The organism is Mucilaginibacter pocheonensis, from assembly GCF_031456535.1.
Lineage (GTDB): Bacteria > Bacteroidota > Bacteroidia > Sphingobacteriales > Sphingobacteriaceae > Mucilaginibacter > Mucilaginibacter pocheonensis.
In genome coordinates this window covers 1120500-1146590 of record NZ_JAVDUU010000001.1, presented here as the reverse complement: position 1 = coordinate 1146590, position 26091 = coordinate 1120500, and the positions used below count along the sequence as shown (strand labels likewise).

Here is a 26091-nt window from a genome sequence, read left to right as displayed (position 1 = left end):
AAAATTCGTTTAAAAATTAACATTTATACCAAAACCAAATTCGCGCCGGCGCGGATACCGGCCGCCATCATTACCCGGTGTTAAAGCCGAGCCCGACGAAAACTCAGGATCGTACCAGGAGTAGTTTGTCCAGGTGAGCAGGTTCGCTCCATATACATATGCCCCGATATTTTTGAGCTTAATGCGTGAGGCTATATTTGATGGTAAATTATAAGTAAACTTGGCATAACTGAGCCTTATAAAAGAGGTATTTTCCAGGAAGCGGGTTTGCGTGCCCGGAAAATTCGCCGTAGAATGTTTGCGGCCCATGTACGGTACATCAGTAATATCGCCCTGATTTTTCCAGGAGTGATAGGTGGTATAGTTATCAGCCACAATGCCCGAGGTACTAAGGTCATCAAGTGTTTGCCTTGCGCTTACATAAGCCTCGCCGCCCCAAAGGGTGTTAAAGGTAAATGATAAGCTGAATTGTTTATAATTGATGGTATTGATGATGGCACCATAGAACGACGGCTGCGCGTTACCTAATACCTGCCGGTCATTGGCATCTATTACACTGTCTTTCTGAACGTTGTCAAATATCATATCGCCGCCAAGCAATAGGGCGCCGCCTGCATACATGTGGTGTACGGTACCTGAGTACGTTTGCCCGTTAAGGGTGTAACCTGAGGCTGTTTTGCCATCGGCCGAAACCCCTACCGGCGTTAGCCTGTTCCAATTGCCATCATAGGCATTTGAAGCGTCGTACTGGTAAACGCCCAGGCCCTTATATCCATAAAAATCGCCGATCTTGCCGCCTTCCTGAACCAGGTAAGTAGCGCCGCCTGATGAGGCCAGGAATGGCTGATGATTGTAAAGGCTCTTGATCCTGTTGCGCTCGATGGATAAACTGGCATTGATATTCCAGCTAAAGTTTCTGCTGGTTACCGGTGTGGCGTTCACAGAAAGTTCAACACCTTTATTGGTAACATCGCCTACGTTTACATATACATTGGTGAAGCCTGTTTCAACCGGGATATTGCGCTGATAAAGCAGGTTTTTTGTTACTTTTTGATAATAATCGGCGCTTATATTCAAGCGGCCTTTAAAAAACTGCAGATCCATACCTATGTTTTTCTGGATATTGCTTTCCCACTTCAATTGTGAGTTTCCAAACTGGTCGCTTAAAACCACACCATTCACAGCATTGTAGAACGAAGATCCAAAGGTGTAGATCAGCAGGTTGGAATTGGCCGGAATACGGTCATTCCCTACCTGCCCGTAACTCAGCCTTAGTTTGGCGTCTTCAAGGAAATTTCTTGACCAGGCCATAAATGGCTCATCTGAGAAACGCCACGCCGCAGACGCACCATAGAAGTTACCGTATTGGTTTGAACTACCAAACTTTGACGACCCATCTTTACGATACACTACGCTTAATAAGTACCTGCTTTTGTAATTATAACCCGCCCGGGCATAAAACGACTCCCGACTGGTTGAGCCCGCATTGGTGTTGGTGTTGGTTAGGTCAATAGTACCTGCTACGTTAGAGGTATAAATGCTTTCGTTGGCATAGTTTGATCCGGCTATTTTAAAATTGTTATTCTGAGTTTTTTCGGCACTCACCCCCGCCACAGCAGTTATCAGGTGATCACCCAGTTTTTTATTATAATTTAAAAACCCCTGGTAGGCCCAGTTGGTATTAACGGCAAAGCTTTCTTTGCCTGAGTTAACTGTAGGGTTGGCACTACTTAAAAGTTTAGGATCGAAGAACACATTGTGCGGTGTTGACAGGCCAAAATCAAAGTTATTGGTTAAACGAAGGTCTTTACTAATGGTATAGTCAATCTGGTTAAACAGATCACCTGTATAGGTATTGGTTACGTTAACCTCAAGCAAGGCGACTGATAATGGGTTGCGGCGCCCGCTAATGTAACCCGTCAGGCTGCCATCGGGGTAATATAAAGCCAAATTTGAAGGTCGCTGAAACGCCTGGTTAATCGTGTTGCCCTCATTGATATTATTGTTGGTATTATAACCGAAGGAAAGGCGGTTACTATATTTAAATCTGGGTGACACCTGATAATCCAGATTGAAACGGGCCTGCAGTGTTTTTGAGTAACTGTTAACTATCAAGCCCTCATCATTAATATAACGGAGACTTGAATAGTAGGTGATATTTTTTTCACCGCCGCTAACTCCAAAATCAATAATGTCTTTTTTAGCCAGCTGAGTAATTACATCCTGGTTATCATTATCAGAATTGAAAACCACATTGAGCGAATCATTTGTGGTAGTTGGCTTATCAGGGCTATTACCGTTATATAAATTCCGTTCAATGCGCAGATCCTTGGAGTTGGGTTGTCCCAGCTTATGGGCCATCACACCGTAAATACGGGCATATTGGGCGTTAATAAGCGGTTTGCCGGCCTGGCCGCGCTTAGTGGTAATTAATATAACGCCATTTGCCGCCTGCGAACCATAAATAGCTGCCGACGCGGCATCTTTTAAAACCTCAATTGACTGTATATCATTGGGGTTAACATTATCGGCGCTTGGGCTTAAAATACCATCAATTACAAACAACGGCGCATTACCAGCGGTTGAAAAGGTAGACCCGCCACGTATCTGTATGGAACCGGAAGCACCGGGTTCGCCAGAGTCATTTACTACCAATACGCCCGATGCCTGCGACTGTAAAGCATCCACGAGGTTAATAGGATGGCGCTCCTCTATCTGTTTGGCCGAAATTGTTGAGATGGCGCCTGTAAGGTCGCGCTTTGTTACCGACTGGCCATAACCGGTTACGATCACCTCGTTCAGGTCGGTTGCTGATTCCTTAAGCGTTACATTAATGCTTTTACGGTCGCCAACCGTTACTTCGGTTGAAACATATCCCACAAATGTGAACACCAGGATAGAATTACCATCGGGTACATTGATGGTAAACTTTCCGTTATTATCTGTCAGCACGCCCAGGTTGGTGCCTTTTATTTTTACGCTTACTCCCGGTAAGGGCCCTTTATCATCCGCTACCTGGCCGGTAACGGGTATAAGGACCGGCGGCGTTTTTCTTTCACTGATGATGACCAGGTTGTTGCTGTCTACCCTGTAAGTAAGGCCCGTTTTGGCTAACAACCTGTCCATTACCTCGGTTATGGAGGCATTAGCCAGGTTTACATCACTTACATGTATCGCATTTAAAGCATCATCATTATAAACGAAACGGTAGGTACTTGTTCTTTCAATTTCTGTAAGCGCTTTTTTTATGGACACATCACGAAGATTGATGTTGATCCTGTTTTGACCGTAGCCTTTTGAAAAAACCTGAAATGAAGATATGAGTATCAGGATCAGGGTACACTTTGCCATAAGAAGTATTTTTAAATAGCATCGCAACCGCACATTGCTTATGCGGCAAGCATTTTTTTTCATAATTTAGTATTTAGGTTACTTTAATTATTGGTTTAAGAGACTCGTAGTTGGGTACCAAATATTGCGGGGGATGCGCCAACATTCTCCGCTTTTTGGTTTATGAAGATTTATGGGTCAAATTTTATCATACGCATATTTTCATCTTAAAAATTATTGGTTAATAAATAGTTACGTTTCCATTATCTATCAAAAAGTTAAAATCGCTGGTAGCTTTAAGTGCCTCCAGCGCAGTACTCAATGACTCTTTTGTAAATTTTCCGCTAAACCTTTTCTGTTTTAATTGCTCATTTTTAAATGAGATAGAAACGCTGTACCACCTCTCCATTTTTTTGGCAACTTCATCAAAGTATTCGTTATCAAACACCAGCTTGTTTTCAAGCCACTGGGCCTCTGAGGGTAATGAATCGTTTTTTGCGGTATGCAGGGCGCTTAAGGTAATAAGCGCGTTGTTTTGGTCACTGTGAAACCTGCCCCGGTTAGGAATAGTGAGTTTTTCAGAAGGCTTCAATATGATAACATGATCAGGATTTGATGCCGGGGTAAGTTCTATCCGCCCCCTGATCAGTGAGGTTTCAGCAACATTATCATCTGCATAAGAACGCACATTAAAAGCCGTGCCCAATACTTTTATTTGCATGGCTGCGGTGGTTACAATAAAGGGGTGCTCACTGTCCTTCACCACATCAAAAAATGCCTCGCCGGTTAATTGTATACGCCGGCATTTGTTGCCATAATTTGTTTTATAAACAATTTTACTGCCTGCATTAAGCCATACCTTAGTGCCATCGGGCAGAACAATTTTACTTACATTGCCCCGGGGCGCGGTAATCTGATAAGTTCTAACATCATAATTACCATAATAATTTTTCCAGTAAAAAAACGACAGCAGTCCAAAAACCAAACATGCCGCGGCTACTGTCACCGGGATAAATCTTCGTTTGGTATTTGTTGCCAAAATACCAGCTTCATTTACCGGGTTATGCCCGGAGGCACTATCACGGGTATCAAGTTTATATTCCAGTTTGTCCCATTTTTGCTGTAGTTTGCCGGGGATAAAACGGGGCAGCTCATCGGGATTTTGCCGCCACATGGCTTCTAATATCTGTATCGAATAAACATTGGCCCAGGGTTGCTTAAGCAGCATTTCCAACTGATGCAGCTCTTCGGGAGTAGCTTCATTATTCAGTTTTTTTCCAACAAGTATCCAAAGTGTGTCCTGGTTCATTTTTTTTGCTCACTAACAAGGACAGGAAAAAATGAAAACACCCCAGTGAAAAAAATAAAATTTAAATGAAATAACAGGTTGCACTAAAAATATTCATCGATGAGTCGTGATTTTTTTATCTGGAAGTATATAGTTAAATACCAACTCAACCTATAAAGAATGATTACATTTATAGTTGTCATTCTTGTTGCCTTGATATATGAAGATCATAACCTCGACATTCTTAACAAATTTTCAAAAAGAAAGCGTCTGCAATTTGTGGAATAATGAATACCCCATGAGCCTGCAATATAAAAGCATATCAGAATTTGACGAATATTTAAACGGCCTCTCAGAAAAAAAACATTATTTGCTAATTAACAAGCAAGGAATTATTGCAGCATGGGGGGCTACATTTAAGCGTAATAACGAAAAGTGGTTTGCTATTATCATAGACAGTGCAATTCATGGAAAGGGTTATGGCACCGCAATATTAAATGAAATTAAAAAAGGAGAACAACATTTAGTTGGATGGGTAATTGATCACGATCAAGATTCAAAGGTAAACGGAGATAAATATCGTTCGCCGTTAACTTTTTACACAAAAAATCATTTTAATATTCTTCCAGATAGCCGTATCGAATCCACAACTATCTCAGCCGTAAAGATTGTTTGGCAGGAAGAATAAACAATTCTCTTTTGCCCGCATCCCAAATAAAAAGTTACAAACAATGGCCTTTTACTTGCCGATCATCCTTTAATATGGTCTGGCTAAAAAAGAAAAATGTTAGCTATTTTTTTAAGCACTTTTTTATGGCCGACGGTTGGGGCAGAAATTGCGGCGGCTATTGTTTTCAGCGCGTTGCCCATATGGTATTCAACCGTTTTAACTGAGATGTTCAATATTTCTGCCACCTGCCGGTATTTCAGCCGCTCCTCTTTAACAAGCTTATATACCATTTTGCATTGTGCGGGCAATTGCTCTACTGTATTGTCAATAGTTTTAGCAAGTTCATCAGTGATCAATATATCTTCGGCAGAGCCGCTATGGTCCTTAAACTCAAAATTAACCGATTCAATATCCACATAAGTCATTCTGTTAGCCGCATTATAATTAAGCGACTGGTTTTTAACCGCTACGTATAAGTAAACCGTTAAATTATTAACATTGGCCAGGTTGGCCCGGGTTTCCCATATCTTTACAAAAACATCATCTACTATCTCTTCGCCTACTTCTGTTAACTTCACAAAAGAACAGGCTAAGTTTAACAGCCTTTCGTAATACAAAAAATAGATCTTTTTAAAAGATGCCAGATCATCATCGTGCGCAATTTTTAACAGTAAATCTTTAACGTCAATATCTAACATTAGTAATCAGGTTTGTTTGGTACGTACATTCCGGGTGGGAGAAATGCTTATAATTGGTAGCCCTAAATTAGGTTAGAAAAGCAAGGCAGAAATAAACAATATTGACCATTTACTAATCTCATTTTACAATTGTGCATATTTCCCCTTGTCATTTGGCTGATGCCCCAGGCAAACCCGGTTAATAGGAAACAGGCACTAAAACAAAACGCCCGTAAATTTTATTTACAGGCGTTTTGAGCAGCGGTATTGAATTTAATTTTCTTTGCCGCTGAATATTAATGCTGCAGGTTTATTGCCCCAGGTATCATTGTACCAAACGGAGTTTAGTACCTGCACATCCCGGGAGCTTTTAAAACCTATCATTTGAGGATTATCCTGCGCGCGCACAGCTTTAACAGCATTTATTTTAGCACCGGTCACATCATCCAGAAACAGGGCGTACCTACTGTCCCTTTTCTCATAATTAAAGGTGCAATTGTTTACCGTAAGCCCGTTTACATGACGAGCCCACAGGCCATATGAGGGCTGTACTTTCAGGTCTGCTACGTTGTACTGGCCAACGCCAAGTTCGGGCGGTACGTTTGCCGTATCAGCAAGCGGGTTGCCGCCTTTTACCAGGAAATGCACATCATCAAACATTACGTTTTTAATATAGCCTGTATGCTCGCCATTAGGCAGTTTAAAATCAAGGCCACCTGCAACATCGGCAGCATCGGGCAGCTTGTAACCGGCAATAATAGGTGTTGCTTTTCGCTGGGTGCCATCATAGGGTTTCCATCTTTTGCCGTTGTATGAGCTGCCGCCATACACCTCAAATACATCTAAACCTTTCAGGCTTATGTTTTCCACTTCGCCTATATTTACGTTTTTAATCAGCAGCTCATCATGCTTTTTGCCATTTTCGGTAAATACGTACCGTCCTGCCTCGGCGCCTATAACACGGCCACGATTAGAGATAGAAATAAAAAATGGCGAAGTTGCCCTGTACATTCTTGATCGCTCGCGGATTGGACCCGTGCGGCCGCTGTTGAGGTAGATACCCCTTACATGCGCGCCATCATTGGTTGAGATAGAAAATCCGGCTTTGTTTGCACCCAGCACATAAATATTATCTACATACACATCGGTAATATCATCCGCAGTTTCTGATCCTATCTGGATAAGGTTGCAATTGGTATCGCCAATAATATTACGCACCATATAATTACTTGCAGGCCTGGTGAACCCCAGCGAACAATCAGAGCCGGGTTTTACCACATCGTCTGAGCTAACCCTTGAAAATATATTGGTAACTGTTACCTTATTGCACTCCATAAAATCATACACATCGCGCACATTGGTTTGGTTGTTTTTACTGATGTAGGTATCATGTATATTAATACCATCTGTACCTGTGGCCAGCAGGGCAAAGTGCCCGGAGCGATCAAGCTTTAACATATGATCGCTGTCGAATATTTTTTCACCGTTCTTACCTATGTAATAGGGTTCGTCTTTGGTTTCATCATACCACAGGTCTTCAGGGTGATAAATACCGCCTATTTCAATACGGGTGCAAAGTTTAAGAGAAAACATCTTATCGCAGCGGTTACCCGGTGCATTGTTCATTACCTTATCGCCATTGACCAAACTGCCATCGCCGGTTATTTGTCCGCTGCCTATTATTTTAACATTGTCCAGCCGTTCACCGGCAAACATGGCGTTTTTAAAATAATGATGGCCCACATCCTGCTTGGTCATATAATTTTCAGGATCGGCATAAGGGCCCGCATCCGTAGGCGAAAGTCCTGAACGGTATTTACGGTCGCTAAACCAGGTAGCTTCGGGCTCGTCACCGCCTTTTAGCCCTTTAATTACCGCGTCTTTTTCGAGGTACAGGAACACATTGCTCATTAAATGAACCGTACGTACCGGGTAAATACCTTTGGTAAACAGTAGTGTACCGCCACCCAGTTCATGAATATGTGCAATGGCCCGGTTTATTCCCTCCGTATCATCGGTACCGTTACCGGTGATACCAAACTCCCTGATATCCATTTTGCCCGAATAAAAGGAAACTACATTTGAAAAACCTTTTTGCGCGCCATTGCCAATTTTAAGCCTGAACAGGTAAAGATTATGAGGAATTAGCCCGGAAACTGAAGCGGTAGCTGTTTTCAGATCAACTTTGGCCGCGGCTGCCGACCACGTTTTGCCCTTATCAACAGATTGCTGTAACTGTATACCTGTGGCATTACCTCCCGATCCCCATTTAAAGCTTGTTTTGGTATACATAACGGGGGTTTCCCTGTACTGCATAGCCGTATCAGGCACCCTGACCAGATCCAAAACAGTTCGCGTCGCGATGAGTGTCGCTGTTTCGGCACCAGTGCCCGGACTTGTCAATATTTGTGGCTTTGAGGTGGTATATGTTGCCTTGAACAGGTATTTTCCCGCTTTTTTAAGGTTTACACCGCCGATGGTTATTTCAAGATCGGCACCGTTTGCCGGCCTGAGATCAAGATGCCTCAATATGATGACCGAGCCCGTGGTGGCCGATCCGCTGATGGCTGCATTGCCAACCCTGGAATAAGAATATTTTGTGCCGGTACGACCGATAGATTGTTTTGCAAGTCCGCTTAGTTTTACATCGCCCCTACCGATAACATTCACCGTGGTATTTTCCATAGTGACATTGATACCAGCCGGAACATAAATTTTTACGGTGGCATCAGGGCTGCGCTGCCCGGCAGTAAAATTGATTGTCAGGTTGTGGATCGTATTTGCTGTAAGCTTCGCTTGCACAAGGCTTAAACAACCGCTAAGCGCCATCTGCTCAACTGAAATATGGTAGATTTTAGGAGCCCCATCAGGTGACATTACTTTAAGGCGGTCGCCTGTATTAATCTCACCTTCAGTTTTTGTAACGCCGGTCTTATCAGTAACCAGGTATTTGAGCGCGGCCCCGTTGGCAGCGATCAGCTGAGATGCCAGATCATTTATCGCGATGCCGGTAGAGATCAAACCTTTATCTTCGGGGGTATCAACGGTAAACCGGTAAGTAGTGCCTTTAATAAGTACTAAAGAGTCGTTGGCTATACGGGCAATATTTTTAGCGTTCTTACTAAAAGTGATGGCCGCTCCAAATGGCTTGGTTTGACTTTGTGCTGCCATTACAGATATAGTAAAACACAAAAGGGCAATAAACTTTAATGCTGATAACTTATTCATTGTGGTTTAATAATTAGCACGCCCTTTATGTATGAACCGGAACATGGGCTTATACAAATAAATGCCAAATCAGAGCGCTTAACATACAACAGATTAGCTATCTACTCATCTATTTTGACATTTAGTATTAAGCCCTCAGATTTAATTTAGGCTTAACCTTGGTGACGGTTTAATTATTTACATTTATATAAACCCGTAAACTGGCGATATGGAAATCAATTATTGGTGGATTGGCTTGTTTTTAGTGCTGATAGCGGCGTTAGTGATCTGGCTGGTTAAAAAAAACCGTAAAGATGAAAAAGCCTACGAGAATGAGATAATCCAATCTGAAATGAAACATAAAGATCATGACAATGATCATACTGACACAGAAGCTTAAATGCTGCAGCTTCATTAACCCGGCTTCATTATTAAAATTTAAACGCGGTTAGTTGTCAGCTAACCGCGTTTAACGGGATCATCACAAACCCGCTGCCTCCAAACTGGCATCAGTAATGGCCGATGCCGTGTTCATCGTTACCATTATAGCCCTGGTCTTTATAGTATTTTCCACATACTTAATGGTGGAGTATGGTTTAGGCAATAACGAAGCTGAGGGGTCATTGGCGGCTATCGTTTTGAGCTCCAAAGGTTCCGCGCTCAAGTTTTCGCCATCCATCACATAACGCGATTTTAGGAATTTTGCCTCAGCCGATGCCTGCGCGAACCCGGCTACGGCTCCAAATATGGCCCCCGTAATAGCTGCCCGGCCAACGCCATCACCTAAACTTACATCTTTGCCCACTATATTTTTATCTATAGCATTATTTGTAAACTGGTTCAACGCGTCGCTGCCCGAAGTAACTAACGAGCCGCCGATTACGTATGCTCCTGCCCGAATACCAAACGAGGCGGTTTCAACAGCAGCGCCAATACCTGAGAATGCCCCTCCGCTAACAAAGCCGACGGCTGCCCCGATGGCTGCGCTGGCAAAATAACCGCCCCAAAACTTATCGTCGTTTTTATGGGTTGCCGAATATATGCTGGCATTGATGCCTGCACCTACAACCGCGCCCAATATGGCCCCCGAAGCAATACCGGCTACTGTTTCTGATAATCCCAATGCAATTAGCGGCGCTGATACCCCCCCTGTAAAAACCATTAAGGCAACACCAACCACAATTAACGCTATGCCAATTATAAGCCCGGCTATCCAGGATGCATTGTTGCCCGAAGTATCAATATTATTCACCGGGTTGTTAAGCTCAAAGGCATACCTGTTTTGTACGTCGGCCATTAAGTGATCTTTGGCGCCTAAACCGCTGTCGGGAGTTAAAAAGCGTCCGGTAACCGGGTCGTAATAACGGGCGCCGAAATAGTAGAGACTGGTTTTTTCATTCCATTGCCGCTGTTCGTATTTGAGCTGTAAATCGTCGGGGCCTTTAATCAGTTTTGATAAGCCATATCCATCATACTGAATAATAGTAGCTATCGCACCCGTACTGTCAAAAGTATGGGTGATACTGCCCTTATTATTCCTGCGGAAATAGCTTATGGTTTTGTCGGTTGATATAGTGCTTACCAATGCTACGCTGCCCTGCCCATCCTGCAGATATTTGGTAATGGTTGTTTCGCTGCCTGATAGCTTTACCTGGTAAGCGGCATCAATATACAAGGTAACGGAACCATCGGATTGAGTTTCCTTTAGTCGCTTACCACTGTAATCTGATGAAACTTCCAGTACCATGTTTTGCTGATCATCGGTTACCTTATTTAAACAGCCTAAGCTATCATAACTAAAGTTAAGCGTAGCGCCACCCGAGACACGGGTTTGCGTGCGGCCGCAGGCATCGGGCACTGCAGAAAATACTTCCGTACCATTTTTTGTGATGCTTTTGGCAAAATGGGCCTGGTAGGTATAATCGCAACCGTCCTTGTTCATAATATTACCGGATTGATCATAACCATACGCGCCGTTATCAAATCCGGGGATTATGGCCGATGCCAGTCTTTTATTAAGATAGGTAAATACCTGGTTGTTATTGCCTGCCAGGTCATCAGTTACTTGCAGTAATTGGCCAAGGGCATCGTATTGGTAACTAAATTTTAAAAGATCTCCGGCATTACCGGTTAAGCTTTCGTGATACAGCTGATCCGATACATTATAGGTATAATTGGTAATGATGCCATCAGCAGGCAGTATTCCGCGGCCAAATATCATCTGCCCGGCTTTGCCCGAAGGGGTATAATCATCAAGTGAATAATCAACCCTTGCACCATCTAATGACTGGCTTACCAGGTAACCAAAATCAAAAATGCGGCTAAGTTCTGACGAATCGGGATAAACGGTGCTTATTACCTGCTTTTGCGGATTAAATATTTTAGTGATAACAAACGGATCATTTTCGCCTTGTATGCTTAGGGCAACCTGGTTGGTGTTACCATAAGCGTCATAAGTAAATTCATACTGCGACTCAATTGTTTTATCTACAGCTAATAAGCTCACTTTGGTAAGCCGGCCGTTTCCGTTTACCGATGCATCATCATATGCATAGTTGATCACCCGGCTATCGCTGAATGTTGTTTTAAGCACGCGGCCCAGCTTATCATATTCATAAGAAGTTGTTGCCAGGGCTGCATCTGTTTGATTACTGAGCAAGCCGGTGCTGGCATCATACTGATAACTCAGCGCTTTTATATCAGCGTTGCCGGTGGTATTCTGGTCTGGGTTATCAAGCGTGAGCTGGCGGTCTATCGAATCATAAGTAATGTAATTGCTCACCCCGTCGGGGTTTGAAGCTGTAGCTGGGTCGGTGGTTTTATAAAGGCGGGCCACCGCATCGTAATTATAGGTAGTAATGGCATTATCATCGGTAGTCACTGTATTTTTGATCACTTTATCCTTACCGGCATAAGTATGGTGCACAAAAGCCTGGACATAGCTGCTGTCGCTGCCAGAGGCGCTTGTTTGGGTTACTAATCCGCCGCTGCTGTAGACCCAGGTGGTAACAGACGTTCCTTTATCTTTTTCGCCGGCCGGCTGCGTTTGCGAAAGTATGCGCTCCAGAACATCATAAGTATAAATTATATAATTTGAGGTTTGAGGCAAAACGGATTCCGTTGATAAAAATGGCAGGCTCTTTTGAACAGGTTTATCACCCGAATCATAATCAGTAAGTACCACTATATTGCCCAACGATTGACCGGTTTGCTGAATGGTTTGCCTTTCACGCCCCAGGCCGTCCACATACGTTTTATACCATACAAAAACACGACCGGTATCTGTAGGGAAGCTTTGCAGCGAGTTGAGTTGCTTAAATAAACCTCCCGAGCCGTCACTTTCAAAAGTTATGGTTTGTAAGGTTACTACTTTGGCATCCAGAAAATCCTGTTTTATTTGTGTGTTGCCGGTTACCAGTGGGGTAAGCTCGTTGGGATCGCTGGCTGCGTTGTTAATTTGCGGAACCGGCCCCTGGATGTATTGCGTACGACCAAAACTATCCAATGAGTTTATTGATATAAAACCGTTTACATCCTTTTTAGCAATTTCAGCACCAAAGCGGGGATCGTAACCATAATACGTAACCAGCGATACACCATCGGCATTGGGAGGCAGCGTGGTTTGCATGGGATAGGTATGATAACCGGGCTCATACTCATAAGTAGTAGTAGCCCCACCCGGCAAGGTTTGGCTTTTGCGGTTACCATACTCGTCATACTCGTAGGTAGTGGTCAAATAACAATTGTTTATGTTGTCCCATTTACCGTTTGACGCCTCGTTATAGGTATCATTGGTATAAGTTGATTTTTCGAGATGAAAGTCACCTGCATTAAATTGGGTAATATCAGGATCGTTGTCATTTGCCGAGTCTTTGGCGTATAAAGGCAACCCCAGCACCCAGCCATCGGCCAGTAAATTATTTTCAAAAAGCTTATAATGATAAACCACATCTGAGCTGCTTAGCGATTTTCCGGTGGCAGGATCAACATTGCCCAGATAGGAATCTTTGATAAGGTTGCCATAATCATCGTACTCAAAAGTCTCTTTTATGGCATAATCCAGGTTCTGCTCGCCATAATCATATTGTGCATTTAAGGTGGCGGTTTTTAGCACCTCAACCACCTGCTGATTGGGGTTAACGCCCGTGGCCCGTACAAATGACTCATAGGTGGTAGTAGTAAGTGCCATCAGTAAACTATCGGCGTCAACACGGTTTTCGGCAATAGTGCCGGTTAGCGGAAAATCAAGATTATAGGTTTGAACAGTATTGCAGCCGTTAGCAATGTTTAGGGTGCTTATGGTTTTAAAACCTTCAAAACCACGCCCAAGTAAATTGATAGAAGCATCCGCGTACGTTATATTATACTGGTTTTGATAAGTGAACCGGTTAATATCGCTATGGGCGGTTTGCGTATAACTGCTAACCACATACATAGACTGGCCAATTACAGCCTGCACGGGGAACTGCGCCGGTGTAATAGGATGAGGATAGCGCAGCCCCGGGCCTTGCGGAAAACTGGTATCAGCATTGGAGGTATACACGGTATTGTTTGTTAGCGGAGCATAGCTGATGCTGGTTTCGCCGCCCAGGGGATTTACAATATTAGTTACCAAATCCGGGTAAAGACCGGTACTTACGTAGGGGACAATGTTTATCTGTTGATTTTGATCGAGCGACATGCGTATAAAGTCGGCTTTACCATCACCATTTACATCGCCGCCATAAAATTTAGCCATGTTGATGGCCGAGCCTGCCTGTCCGGCATGAATATCGCCAGTTAAGCTATATGTGCCTGAGGGCGAAGCTGTATATACCGTAAAATACAACTCCGTGCCTGATACCCATTTATTGATGATATTGGATAAGCCGCCGCCGGTAATGTTGAGTGAGAAATAATTTTCGGGATCAATGGTTTGACCGTCAAATGCCGAGTCGGGCCCGGTTATAAAGCCGCCGCCCGCGTTGCATAGGAATGTGGTGAAGTGCAATGTGGTTTTGCCCCCTGCCGATTCTTTCCAGATCTGCAGCATATCTACCACGCCGTCGCCATTAACGTCAACCGGGAAAAACGCTATCTGATTGGCGAAGTTTAGTACGCCAAGATCACTCTTTTGCGTTTTAGAAAACGAAACATTATCAATAGCCTTACTTACACTGATGTACGAAGTGGCTATTACGTGATCATTGGAACCATTTTGCCAGATACGAACCAGATCTACCATACCATCGCCGTTTACATCCAAAGGCCAAAAGGCGAGTTCATGTGTTGGATAAGCTGGGTCTGTGGTTTCGGTAACAATACCGCCGGTAAATGCCGGACCGGAGCCGGTGCCTAATAAAGATAAATAGCTTCTGAAATATAACAGATCGCCGCCGCTGGAAGGGTCATAATGGGCGTATATTTCTACCAGGTCAGTACGGCCATCGCCGTTAACATCCATGGGGAAAAAGTTCAGGTGTTTTGAGCTCCAGGTATCGCCTGTATCAAAAACATCCTGCGCCACAAAGCCGGAGCCGTCTGAAAGGAAGGCGGCTAACTTAAGATTACTGGTTGAACCCGAAGCGTAAGCGATAAGCAGGTCTGAGCGGCCATCGCCGGTGAGGTCGGCAGGGAAAATTTGCCTGTTAGCCGGAAAAACGCCGAGATAACTGTTTTTGCTAAGTACGTATTGTGTACCGCCGTTTGCCGGTGTTGCCAGATAGGTGGAGGCATTGATGGCGCCATCATGATCCAGCCATAGTTGTACAACATCTGTACAGCCATCGCCGTTTACGTCCATTGTTTCAATCCCGATGGCGTTAAGGTGCTGATCCAGTACCGATGCGTCATTGATATCAAACCCCGGGCTATCCTGCTCCTGCCACGTAATAACGGTAGGCTGCAATTGGGTAACTTCATCGCTGCCGCACTCGGTTATGCTGGTTATACAACTTAAACCGGTACTTGCGCTCGTGGTGTAATTAAATGTGAAGGATTTTACTGGTACCGAGCCAGCTAACGCGGTTGACAGGGTTATTAACCTGTAGCTTAACGGAACCGGATAACCACCTACAAAACTACTAATAACATCCGGGCGTTGTTCGTAAACAAAATTTACAAACCGGTTAGCATCCAGGCCGTCTCTTAAAGTATAGCTTATACTGTCAATATAGTAGGCGCCCTCATCTGCCGCGCCGTTTTGGCCACTGGCAAGTCTGGGCGATTGTGTGTACGTATAAATAATGGAATTGCCATTCCTGTCGGTAATGGAGTGCAGGGCCCATACCCTTATATCGCTGGTTCCGGCAGCAAGGATGCGGCTGTCATCAGTTGTTCCATAACACCATTTTTCTCCATTTTTTGTAGTGACTGTAAAACCGTCATCGGCTGCAGCGCCGGCTTTGACGTAGCGCCAGCTTTGCAGCTCGGTGTAATAAAGCGTTCCGGCTTCGCCATATTCACCATCAATATTAATAAGGCGCTGCCCATCAAGCGCATAGCGATCAAAACTATCATATGATACTGCTCCGTTAAAATTATCAATGGCATAATTTGCTTTGGTACGGCTAATAGCCGACAAACCCGTAAGGCTCCAGCCAACACCCAGAATGCCGTTTGGTTGCCGGTGATTATAATTGATTTCCAGCTTAGGTTGCAGTCCTGCTATTCCGGGAGGCACTTCAACAGGAATAACATAACTGGCTTGTCCGCTGCCATCTACTTGAAAATTTGCGGATTTAATACCAACCGCGGGTATAGTATTAGTGTCAGTAACCGCATTGGCGGTACTGTATTGTTTTAGGGTAGCCATGATAGACGATTTTTAAAGGATTTGTAATTAAACAAGAAACCGGCAGTACACTTGTGCGTTGCTGCCGGTTTAACACTTTGGTGTAAGGTTTAGGTGTAAGGTTTAGATAGTTGCCAGCTTAAAGCAAGGACCGGTATACGGATTGTAATTTCCCTGGGCCACAAAAGCGCCGGTAACGCCCTGAACCTGCCATAATGATACGTCATTATCTGCACCTGATCCTTTGTCGCTCCAGATGAGTGAACCAACGGCCGCGTCGGTTACCATGTCTTTACGTATGCAACGATAGTTGGGTATGGAAGGCGCATCGTAGCCGAGCGCGGCAACGCAGCCTAATACCACATAGCCATCAGGTGCTACAGGGCGCCAGATAGAACCATCATAATCGCCGCCGCTCCCTTTGTCATTCCATATCTGGTCGTAACGGATAGGAGCTTTTAGTAACGGATAGTCCGGATCGTCATTTACTGCAGTTACAATAAGGGACGAACCGGAAGGTGCTCCGTAATTGCCCTGCGCGTAATCGCCCACAATAAAATAATTGTTGTCGGTAGGCGATGGTCTCCAGATACCAACGTCCCCATCGGCCCCCGATCCCTGATCATTGTATATAAAGTTGTAGTTACTGGTATAGCTTACATACAATGATGGTTCGCCCATTTCTGCTGTTTTCGCTGTGCCTTTTGCTGCTGACCGTAGTACGGTCGGAATAGTGAGTGTGCTCATACTTTTGTTTCTTAAAGGTTAAATATTAATTTTTACGAAAACAAATCTCTGAGCTACCCGGATTATTTTACAGGGTGAAAACAGCTTTTTTATATGGTCTTTTTCAGCTTAAAAAAAGGTAATTTCCCAATAGGTTTTTAAAAAATAAATAAGCAATTTGGCTTTAAATCAATTAATTATTATGAAAAACCTATTATTAACCTTTGAGAAAAAAACGAAGCACATTTTATGCGCCGCTACATTTGTTATTTTATTTATGAGCGCTTGTACGCAAAGAGAGACTCCAAAAAGCGAAATGACATCAGCCATACCTGATTCTGATTTGCTTAGCTATAAAGTAGCAAAAAAATATGTTCAAAATTATGCGCCGCGTGCCGGAGTTGTAAGGAAAATAACCACTGATGGTTCAAGCAAATTAGCAACTGATACTTTACCCGATACGCGCTGTATATGGTTTAGCGCCCAAAGGTTGAGAGCACTTGCTGATCAGATTGAAAAAGAACATGGCGACGGAATAAGATTTTATTTGTCGACATATGATAAAGAGTACATCGGCAATAAACAACCCCACCAACCAGAGCGGGCATATTGGGGCTATAATACATTGATTATGGTTTCAACGCAATACATTAATGGCAACCATGTAGATTACTATACCAATTCCGTTACCTCTAACCCCAGGGGGCATGGGTTTATAGTAATGACAGTACCTGAAAACCGCGGTGAATTATGCCCGCCACCGGCAAACTGCAAGGATATTGGTGCTACTTTACTGGATAACTAAAATTATATGGCCAGCTACTTCACAATTAACACGATAGCGGAATTTGTATGCCTTATCGCGAGCTTGTTTTTTTTAGCGAAAGACAAAAACCCGGTATGGAGACTACTCATTTTTTACATGCTTTTAAACTGTGGTACCGAAGTAGCTGGCATTTATATGCGGGTGGGGCTGCACCTTCATAATTATCCGGTTTATAACCTTTCACTGCTGGCTGAGTGCGGCACGGTCACGTTTTTCTTTTATTACCTTTTTAAGGCCTATAAAAATGTATTTCCGTACTTAATTACGTGGCTGGTTATTTTTATGGCTATGTACATTACCGAACTCATTATAAATCACATGGGGCAGTTTTTATTTTATACGGCATCGGTAATGTCAATAGTGTTTGTACTTGCTGCATTATATTTTTATTACCTCATGCTTATGGACGAAAAATATATGCGGTTAAGCACCTACGCGCCGTTTTGGTGGGTTAACGGCACCTTGTTTTTTTATTTTGGCAGCACGGCGTGTAATATATTTTTTAATTATCTTATTAAGGATACTCATATATTATTCGGTAACTCCATCAGATATGTTGTTTATAGCATATTAAATATCATTTTATACAGTTTTTGGTCATACGCTTTTATATGCAGATATCTTCAACGGACATATACTCCCTCGTCGGATTAACTTCGGTTATATTTTTGATAGCGCCGCTGTTTTTGATATTATATGTTATTTCATACAATCGTAAAAAGCGGGCCCACGCCGAAGAAAAGGAAGGCCTAAGGCAAAGTTTTGAAAACGAATTACTCAAGACGCAAATGGAGGTTCAGGAGCAAACGTTGCAAAATGTAGCATCAGAACTGCATGATAACATCGGGCAGTTGCTTAGCCTCACAACCATAACCTTAACATCTATAAATATCAGCAATACCGCTAAGGCATTGGAGAAAATAGAAAGAGCTGAACAACTTACAAGCCGTTGCATTAAGGAACTGCGGCAGCTTACACGGTTATTGTACGGCAAAGAGCTTATAAGCAAAGGATTGAAAACCGCTATTGGATTTGAACTGGAATGGTTAAATAAAACCGAGATATACCAGATCAATTTTAAAAATGACAACTATGAGGCAGATCCCAGGCAAACAGAGAATGACATCATATTATTCAGGCTGTTTCAGGAAATTATAAATAATGTAATAAAGCATGCAAAAGCTACAACAATAAGTGTTGACCTGGAGCAATCTGAAGAGGGTACCCAGTTAATTATAGCAGATAACGGGCAGGGGTTTATTATTGATGAAAAAATGAAGGAGACCAATGGTATGGGTTTGCATACCATACAAAGAAGAGCCGCCATACTTGGCGGCAAGGCCACGTATACCTCTATACCGGGAAAAGGTACCGAAGTTATTATAAGAATACCTAAAAAAATATAAGATATGCAGCAGGATAAAATTATCCCTATTGCCATTGTTGATGATCATACCCTATTCCGTAACGGGGTAGCAAGTCTGCTTTCGGAACTGAATGAAATTGAGGTGATGTTTGATGCAGCCAATGGCGAAGAAATGATAAATAAACTGGCTCCGGATGCCTTACCTGAGGTGATATTAATGGATATTACCATGCCGGTTATGAACGGGTACGAATCGACCCAGTGGCTTAAAAAAAATTACCCTCAGATAAAAGTTCTGGCTTTAAGCATGTTTGAGGAGGATGCCCCTATCATTGGGATGATCAAAAGCGGGGCAAGTGGTTATTTACTTAAAGAATCGAAAACGGCCGATCTGGTAATAGCCATTCAAACCGTTGTTAATCACGGATTCTATTTAAACAACCTTGTATCGGGTAAACTAATCAGATCTGTTCAGGACGACCAGTTGGAGACAAAGAGAGAAATAAATCAACTATCAGACCGGGAATTGAAATTTTTGGAATTATGCTGTTCTGAGCTTACCTATAAGGAGATTGCCGGTGTTATGAACTTAAGTCCGCACACAATTGACAATTACCGAGAAACACTTTTTCAAAAGCTTGAGCTTAAATCGCGTACAGGGTTGGTGCTGTTTGCTATAAAGAATAAGCTCATTAAGGTTTAATTACCTAATAGTTGTTTACCCAACCCGGTCTCACCCTCTGTTTCGAAATCACAGCGCTTTAATATTATCCCTGGGTACGCGATCAATTAGTTTATTATAAGGATCTATCCCAGCACTTTCAGGTTTGCCTTTAACGATAATGGTGAAGGTATGTTGGCCAGCAGTGAGCTTATGTTTTTTGAAGTATAAAGGGTTTACCCTGTTTTGACCGTTACTGTTTTGGGTATCGGCTCCAAAAATACCGATGTCAATGTAATCGTTCATAGCAACTGGCTCGTCAATACCTTTATTGTTTATATAAATTTTACCTGTACTTACTTTAAGTGTTACCTTGAATTGACCATTACCAATAGAGGTAGCGTTGGTTTCAACCACATGGTTATCATAAAAAGTGATCTTTTCCCATGTATCGGTCAAATAATATTGCAATGAATCTGGCGTGTGCTTTTTCAAATAGCGATACAAATCGTTATTACCGGGATATGGAGGCTCTTTTTTTAGCATATAGGCGTCTTTAAACTCACGCAAAGCTGCATTCATATTCTGCTCGCCGATAAGATCTCTTAAACCGTATAAAACATTGGCGGCTTTTCCCTGGTATTGGTGCCATTCGTTAGCCCTAAGCAAAGTATGTTCGGGTTCGCTGCCCCTGCTATGAAAATAGAGGTACCGCCACATTTCATCCTCTAAAACATCGTGAATATTATCTTTACCATATTTTTTTTCTACCATAACATAGGCATCGTACAAAGCCAGACCTTCAGGAATTACGAACGATCCGATGGTATTGTTAGGCGATACCTGGTAACGCCACCATTGCTGTGATACCTGCCTGATGGCGGCGTAATAACAAAAATCGAACAAGCCTGACTTACTAAAATCGGCCGTCCATCCATTATTCTCGGAATAGGTATCCAAGGTTGATAATGAGGCTGACTGTGGTCCGTAAACACCGGTTTCAACTATATGCATATCATTATAAGGATAGTTGCCGTACATGGCCGAAAAGTATTTTATGCCATCTTTAATGGCATCGCTATACCTATTAATGTTTGCCGCATGTTGCGGATTATAATATACTTCGGCGTTAACATGACGGCCGCTATCTAATTTAATTACGTTATGTAGCAGGGCGTACTTTGCGCTTAAAATGCCAAATGCAGGATACATGCCTGGCTTATTTTGCACATAGTGAAAATAGTTGCGGCCATTGCTTGTCCATTGCTTCCGCAAGCTGCCATTTGCAATGGCGGTTTGCCCGGCCGTTGTACTTATGGTGATATCAAAACTTTGTACCCCGGCACTTTTACCAGCCCTTAAAGTATTGATACCCCTGGGATCGTTTTGTTCAAACACGTCTTCTTTTTTGGTTGGCAAGCCGTAAAGGTTACGTTCATAAGGACTGCTCAGTTCATCATCTTCATCATATCCTATACCCGGTATACCACCTTTAAAAAATGTGCCATTGCTAAGTATATCTGCGCTGTACAGGTCATTACTAAAACCATGGTAATAAACAGCCGAGTTTAACTCTACTATAACTGAATCTCCAGTATTCAGCGGTTTCCGCAATTTATACAATCTGAAGTCAGAAGTGTCTTTTTCAGGCCTGAACCAGTTAAATTTGCCCTGGTTGTAGATGAGTGGTGTGGTAAACGGAATTGATTGCCCTCCTATTTTTAAACCGTATTCGGGAATGCCATCGCCATCCATTAGTATCTGGCTGATGATCTTTGGAGATTTATTAACCAGTGTAAAATATCCATGTGTAGTAGATTGTTGTTTTTCGGGGTATATATCTACATTCAGCTTTACCGATGTTACGCTGGGTAAAGGCAGATTTTGATAGGATTTGAGCGTTCGTTCATATAATACCGCCCGCTCATCGTTTTCTGATTTGGTGAGATAACTGTTCAAATAACTAACGTTATAGTAGATAAATGATGATAGTGATAAAAAGCCAACTGCCAATACAATAGTGATCAGGCGGGTTGGCCCATTAAACCTGCCCGCAACCAACTGCCACCTTTCTTTAAAAGTTGAAGAAACCCCACGGTAATAAAACAGCGCGGCTACAATAACTAAAAGGCCGGCCGTTACCATCCAATACACGTTAAACCAGGCCACGGGGCCTGCCATGTGGCCAATGCCATCCATATCTGAAATGCGATAGCCGGGTGTGTAAGAATATAATAACAGGTTGTAATCAAAAATGGATGTAGTATGTAAAAAATACAAGGCCACCCAAATGGTAATGCCGATACCATGCGCTGCAAATTTGTTATTTACTACTACATGTATCATGTATGAAAACACTACCATTTCCAGGAATCGCGGCAGTATCAGCCCGAAAACCGACAGCAGGTAAACTGGGAAGTTAAACTGCGTAAAGCCTTTGGCTATTTGAACCCCCAACCCCAAAAACATGGGCACTAATGATAAACCCAGGCCCAGCACCATTAAACTTAGCAGCCTCGATCCGTTTAAAACCCAGTTTGGTGCCGGTAACGAATCGTTGATGAAAGCGTAGCGGGTTATGCGGTCGCGGTGCATAGTTTCGCCCGTATAAAAAATAATGATGAAAAAAATAAAGAAAAGGAAAACTTCATTAAAGATATCCAGCAATTCAACCGTCCGCGGGAAATCGGGAATACGGTAAAAGCTGTTGCCCATCGAAAATGCAAATCCTAAAAAAAGAAGCCCGCAAATAATAATGATCCAAAAATAATTGTCGCGTATGATATTGAGCAGCTCAGTTTTGGTAAGGCTTACCAGGGTTTTATAGTTATAGCTGCCGCTAAATGAGGTGGCTACTTTAGGACGTATCGCACCGCGGTTCACCACCTCATCTTTGATCACCTTTTTATCGCGTTTGCCGCTAAAAAAATCTTCAAAATTAAAGCGGATGTAAGTAAATAATAATATAAGCAAACCTATCCCAGGCCACAGGATCCGGTTAAGTAATAAGGGGCCGGCAAACTCAATCATATTGGTATTTTGCATAGCGGCAGTAGCTATTTGCTTCTGCGACCTGATACCAATAAAAGCGAAAGGATCGGCCAGGTTAATCACAAATTGGTTATTGGTACGCTGCAAAAAGAATGTGGCTATCATATAACCCAAAAACAGGATGATGCCGCCGCTATAGATCACCTTAATGTTGCGGGTGATGGCAACCAAACCATAAAATAACGATGAGGTAAAAATGAGGTTGGGCATGGCTATCAATAAAAACGGCTGCCAGTAATACATAAAGTTATTGGGTCCGTAATTGCTGGCATCTTTCCAATGCATGAGCGGTCCAAGTTTTGTACCTAAAAACACACCCATCATTACCGCACTACCTATAATTAATACAAATGTCAGCGAGCTGAAATAGCGGCCCCAGAAATACCCAGCTTTGGTAATAGGGTATGTCAGGTAGTAATCCTTTGTATTGTGTTCAATGTCTTTATACAAAGGCATGCCCATAATGCCTGAGGTTACCAGCATCATGAAAATGCTGATCCATCCCATAGAGAAAGCGATCAGCATAGGGCTATTAATATGTTCTTTTTCACCCACAGGCAATGAACCCGTTGCAAAAGAGAGGGTTATAAAGATAAGGGCAGCAAAAAAATAAACGTACACCAGGGGCCTTCTGAGGCGGTTCTGCATCTCAAAAGCAAATATTTTCCAAAACATAATGGTAAGGGTTTAAATGGTATTTACATCTACGCGGGTAGCAATGTTGCTGAAATAAACATCCTCCAGGTTGGGCACAGCCGGAGCAAATCCTTTACCAGGGTCCGTTTCTGATAGGATACGGATATGCAGTTTGCCCGTTTTTAATTGGGTGGAGATCACAGAAAAGTCATCCTGGTAAAAACTCAGCTCGGCTTTATCTATGGCCTTGCTGAAAATCCGGCCTTCCATTTCATTAACCGCGATATCCGGTTCGCCTGCATACAATACCTTCCCCTGGCAAATAATGGCAAAGTTGGAACAAAGTGTGCTTACATCCTCCACGATATGGGTTGAGAGGATCACAATGGTATTTTCCCCGAGCTGGCTCAACAGGTTATAAAAGCGGTTACGTTCTGCCGGATCAAGACCGGCAGTAGGTTCATCGACTATAATGAGTTTGGGATCACCGATCAGTGCCTGCGCTATGCCGAAACGCTGTTTCATTCCACCCGAATAGGTGCCAAGATTTTTCTTTTTATCCTTGCCGAGGTTCACATTATCAAGCAGGGCCGCAACCAACTCTTTTCGTTCCGCATTATTGCCTACGCCTTTTAATTGAGCAATATGGTCAAGCATGCGCTCTGCACTTATTTTGGGATAAACACCAAACTCCTGCGGCAGGTAACCCAACAATTGCCGTACTTCGGTTTTGTTTTTAAGTACGTCAAGGCCATCTAAAAAAATGCTGCCCGCATCGGCCTCCTGTAGCGTTGCTATGGTGCGCATTAACGATGATTTTCCTGCACCGTTTGGCCCTAAAAGACCAAACATGCCATTATTGAGCGTAAGCGATACATCCTTGAGCGCATGTACGCCATTGGAGTATGTTTTGGAAAGTGAATTGATCTGTAATTCCATAAGGATTGGGTTAAGCTGTTTATTTTTTTATTGACCTGATGGCGGCTCCATTCATGATCAGCAGGGCACTATCTGCTAACTGATAATGCAGATCAGTAATTTTTGCATCGCCTAAAATGAGCTGCCCTTTGTTACGGATATCAAAATTACTGTGCTGGATATTATTGGTTTTAAGTACAGTTAGTTTAGATACGCTATGCTCATTAATGCTGGTTGCGGCGCTTAAATAATTAAGCGTATTGTTTGCCAGCACTACCTGGCTCCCCCATTGTTGGGTAATGATTAAGCTATCCTGTTTAAAGCCGTCAATCATTACATGGTGAGCCGACCAGCCATCAAAGGCAGCTGTATCTGTGTAGCCGACTTTATTTAAGGTATAGATTGCATTTGTGTGTACTGCTTTAAGGTTGGGGCACGATATGATGACCATATACATATCGCCGGTATTAAAACGTGCGTATCCCCAGTTCAAATCAACCTGTAGGTTGCCGCCGGTTTGCTTAAATACCAAATAGTCTTCTCTGATATTACGGACCATCACTTTAAACGGCCCCTGTACCAGTTTTACATTAACGTTTTCTGACGGGTTGATGGTTACTTCATTAAAATTGTGATAATGCAGGGTGGTAAAATCAAAATAAGGATTTTTGTAATGACCGGTTAGATATTCCCTTTTCATGGCTATAGCATACACGATATTTGAAATAACCAGTGTAAGTAAAATGGCTAATAAAATTTTATTGCTCGTTTTCATGGCCAGCATCTTTTTTTGTTTTATTTTCTTTTTTGTACTGTTGATAAACAGATTGCAGATCGTTCAACTCAATATCGAGCAGCAAGATATTCCTGAAAAACTCAGGAAGCTCCTGCTGCATAAAGCGTTCCCTGCGGATGGCTTTTATTTTTGCTGCGCCATCTGCGGCCACAAAAAGCCCCATGCCGCGTTTATTAATGATCACCTCCTGATTTTGCAAAAGTTCATACGCGCGATTAACCGTGTTAGGGTTAACTTCAAGTTCAATTGCTAAATCGCGGATAGAGGTGATCTTTTCACCTGCCGGCCATTTACCTGTCAATATGTTTTCGCTCACCGACCCGGCAATCTGCAGATATATTGGTTCGTTTTCTTTAAAATCCATGCATTATTAAATTATGCCTGCTTTTCTTTCAATCTAAAATACGCTGCTATCCAAAACATAACCGCTAATACCATATACATGATCAACGAGTAAAACTCCTTGTTATCCGCAAGGTTAATTACTACTACGCGCCCCTTTTCCAAATAAGCTACGTTTGTAAAAGGCAAACCTGCAATCGTGTCTTTTTTGAACAATAGATCATACAAAAGCTTGTTGCCGCACATCATTACAGCAATCGCTATAAAAAATAAAAAAGCGGTTTTTATAAAGTGGAGACTTTTAAAATGGATAGCACCGTAAAAAATAATGGAATGCAAAAGCGAGTATAGTACCAGTACTATAAATATTATTGGAAATTGGAGGGCACCCGGCCTTTGCAAAAGATTAAATAGTTCAGGTCGTTGCTGTGGAAAATGCTTTACATTGATCAGGAACGCCATTACGCCATAGAAGCTAACGGTGACCATAATGAATAAAATCACGAAAGAATATAACCAGGCTACCAAATATTTTTCGAAATGGCTGGCCGGTAATGATAATTTTGTTATAACTTTTTTACTGTTGCCGTACTCTGCAAATATTGTACTTGTGAAAATAGTGCCCCCAAGCAAAAGTAACCAGGCATATAATAGCATCTGGAACACAGGATCAAGCGAGGTATTAATCATATATATCAAAAAGCTACCCCCCATCACCATCACACCTACCAATACCACCATAGACATCAGATACCTGGCGTAATGCTCCTGGCTATGCTTTATAAAAAGCCTGCTGAACCGGGCCGGACTAAAAAAATTTGACAT

General features: G+C 42.7%; 17 protein-coding genes. 6 read left to right on the top strand and 11 right to left on the bottom strand.

What is annotated here, in order from left to right; all coding sequences use genetic code 11:
- Nucleotides 1-9: 9 nt before the first annotated feature.
- Both J2W55_RS04740 and J2W55_RS04735 read right to left on the bottom strand, forming a co-directional pair.
- Nucleotides 10-3351, bottom strand: coding sequence for a SusC/RagA family TonB-linked outer membrane protein (locus J2W55_RS04740; RefSeq protein ID WP_310092527.1), 3342 nt, complete (start codon nt 3349-3351; stop codon nt 10-12).
- Between the two features lie 220 nt (nt 3352-3571).
- Complete coding sequence (locus J2W55_RS04735; protein WP_310092526.1) at nt 3572-4639, bottom strand: FecR family protein; 1068 nt, start codon at nt 4637-4639, stop codon at nt 3572-3574.
- 199 nt (nt 4640-4838) lie between these two features.
- Between J2W55_RS04735 and J2W55_RS04730 the strand changes: the two genes are divergently transcribed.
- Nucleotides 4839-5306, top strand: a complete 468-nt coding sequence (locus J2W55_RS04730) for a GNAT family protein (protein ID WP_310092525.1) — start codon at nt 4839-4841, stop codon at nt 5304-5306.
- A gap of 83 nt (nt 5307-5389) precedes the next feature.
- Here J2W55_RS04730 and J2W55_RS04725 read toward each other — a convergent pair whose 3' ends face one another.
- Nucleotides 5390-5986 (bottom strand): RNA polymerase sigma-70 factor, encoded by a 597-nt coding sequence (locus J2W55_RS04725; RefSeq protein WP_310092523.1) that lies wholly within the window; start codon nt 5984-5986, stop codon nt 5390-5392.
- Between the two features lie 252 nt (nt 5987-6238).
- Nucleotides 6239-9193: an endopygalactorunase gene (locus J2W55_RS04720; RefSeq protein ID WP_310092521.1), complete on the bottom strand. Its 2955-nt coding sequence runs from the start codon at nt 9191-9193 to the stop codon at nt 6239-6241.
- Between the two features lie 208 nt (nt 9194-9401).
- On the opposite strand from J2W55_RS04720, the gene J2W55_RS04715 reads away from it, so the two are divergent.
- Entirely contained in the window at nt 9402-9572 is a 171-nt protein-coding gene (locus J2W55_RS04715) for a hypothetical protein (RefSeq protein WP_310092518.1), read from the top strand.
- Nucleotides 9573-9653: 81 nt separating this feature from the next.
- Here the strand turns inward: J2W55_RS04715 and J2W55_RS04710 are convergent, their stop codons facing one another.
- Together J2W55_RS04710 and J2W55_RS04705 are read right to left on the bottom strand one after the other, a co-directional pair.
- Nucleotides 9654-15965: an FG-GAP-like repeat-containing protein gene (locus tag J2W55_RS04710; RefSeq protein ID WP_310092516.1), complete on the bottom strand. Its 6312-nt coding sequence runs from the start codon at nt 15963-15965 to the stop codon at nt 9654-9656.
- A 102-nt stretch (nt 15966-16067) separates the two neighbouring features.
- Complete coding sequence (locus J2W55_RS04705) at nt 16068-16691, bottom strand: Vps62-related protein (protein ID WP_310092514.1); 624 nt, start codon at nt 16689-16691, stop codon at nt 16068-16070.
- Nucleotides 16692-16872: 181 nt separating this feature from the next.
- Between J2W55_RS04705 and J2W55_RS04700 the strand changes: the two genes are divergently transcribed.
- The 4 genes from J2W55_RS04700 to J2W55_RS04685 are packed head-to-tail and all read left to right on the top strand — an operon-like array spanning nt 16873 to nt 19565.
- Nucleotides 16873-17475, top strand: a complete 603-nt coding sequence (locus J2W55_RS04700; RefSeq protein WP_310092512.1) for a hypothetical protein — start codon at nt 16873-16875, stop codon at nt 17473-17475.
- 6 nt (nt 17476-17481) lie between these two features.
- On the top strand, nt 17482-18150 hold the full coding sequence (locus J2W55_RS04695; protein ID WP_310092510.1) for a hypothetical protein: 669 nt from the start codon (nt 17482-17484) through the stop codon (nt 18148-18150).
- Nucleotides 18108-18902: a sensor histidine kinase gene (locus J2W55_RS04690; protein WP_310092508.1), complete on the top strand. Its 795-nt coding sequence runs from the start codon at nt 18108-18110 to the stop codon at nt 18900-18902. The genes J2W55_RS04695 and J2W55_RS04690 overlap by 43 nt, the downstream gene beginning before the upstream one ends.
- Nucleotides 18903-18905: 3 nt before the next feature.
- Nucleotides 18906-19565, top strand: coding sequence for a response regulator (locus J2W55_RS04685; RefSeq protein ID WP_310092506.1), 660 nt, complete (start codon nt 18906-18908; stop codon nt 19563-19565).
- A gap of 48 nt (nt 19566-19613) precedes the next feature.
- Here J2W55_RS04685 and J2W55_RS04680 read toward each other — a convergent pair whose 3' ends face one another.
- From J2W55_RS04680 to J2W55_RS04660, 5 genes are read right to left on the bottom strand one after another with little or no spacing between them, the layout of a single operon-like run.
- Nucleotides 19614-23249: an ABC transporter permease/M1 family aminopeptidase gene (locus J2W55_RS04680; RefSeq protein WP_310092504.1), complete on the bottom strand. Its 3636-nt coding sequence runs from the start codon at nt 23247-23249 to the stop codon at nt 19614-19616.
- 12 nt (nt 23250-23261) lie between these two features.
- On the bottom strand, nt 23262-24149 hold the full coding sequence (locus J2W55_RS04675; RefSeq protein ID WP_310092502.1) for an ABC transporter ATP-binding protein: 888 nt from the start codon (nt 24147-24149) through the stop codon (nt 23262-23264).
- Nucleotides 24150-24168: 19 nt separating this feature from the next.
- A complete protein-coding gene (locus J2W55_RS04670) occupies nt 24169-24903 on the bottom strand; it encodes a hypothetical protein (RefSeq protein WP_310092500.1) in 735 nt (244 codons plus the stop codon).
- On the bottom strand, nt 24887-25288 hold the full coding sequence (locus J2W55_RS04665; protein WP_310092498.1) for a GntR family transcriptional regulator: 402 nt from the start codon (nt 25286-25288) through the stop codon (nt 24887-24889). The genes J2W55_RS04670 and J2W55_RS04665 overlap by 17 nt, the downstream gene beginning before the upstream one ends.
- Nucleotides 25289-25299: 11 nt before the next feature.
- Nucleotides 25300-26091 carry a hypothetical protein gene (locus J2W55_RS04660; protein ID WP_310092496.1) on the bottom strand — a complete coding sequence of 264 codons (792 nt, stop codon included), beginning with the start codon at nt 26089-26091 and terminating at the stop codon, nt 25300-25302.